1 pseudogene and 1 riboswitch are annotated in these 619 nt (G+C 64.5%); the pseudogene reads right to left on the bottom strand.

Annotated features, from left to right (window positions below):
• Positions 1 to 21: 21 nt before the first annotated feature.
• A riboswitch (cobalamin riboswitch) is annotated at positions 22 to 219 on the bottom strand.
• 167 nt (positions 220 to 386) lie between these two features.
• Positions 387 to 619 (bottom strand): annotated as a pseudogene (locus BGO16_RS14500) (ribulose-phosphate 3-epimerase); the annotation flags it as partial.

The following is a 619-nucleotide window of genomic DNA, read 5'->3' as shown; positions in this document are numbered from 1 at the left end:
AGTCCCCGACCGACATCTTCGCGTGTGACCACGGCTGACGGCAGGTCTCCTGGCTCGCGGGTCATGACCTTGCGTCGCCTTCCCGGAGCCGAGATTCCCCAGTGGCCTGTGACGCAGATTAGCCGCTTACAGTTGCGGGGGCAGCCGTGGCGTTGGGATGATCCCGCACCACGTTCCCTTTTGATCTCCCAAGGGAGAACCGTCGTCGATCTGTTTGGAGTGGATCAAAGTCGATGTCAATTGACGGCGCGGTTGCGCCAAGGCTTTTCCCGTTGACGTTGCATATCCGCAAGCAGGGCGGGGAATTGTTGCCGACGCAAACAAGCCCGCCTGCTCGGCGGGCTTGTTGTTCTGCCATGGCGATGCGCGCCAGAACTGCGTTTGCGTCAGACCAGTTCGCCCCGCGCCGCGGCGGCGGCGTTGCGGATCGCATCCATGTTGGCCTTGTAGGATTCCATCGTGCCGCCCTTGAACACCGCCGAGCCGGCCACGAAAGCGTTGGCGCCCGCGGCGCCAAGTTCGCCTGCGACGTCAGGTCCGACCCCGCCGTCCACCTCGATGTCGATCGGCCGCCCCGCGATCATCGAACGCAGGTCCCGAATCTTGCCGACCGCCGAGG

This window comes from Nitrobacter sp. 62-23, assembly GCF_001897285.1.
Classification (GTDB): Bacteria; Pseudomonadota; Alphaproteobacteria; order Rhizobiales; family Xanthobacteraceae; genus Nitrobacter.
This window is presented reverse-complemented; position numbering and strand designations above follow the sequence as displayed.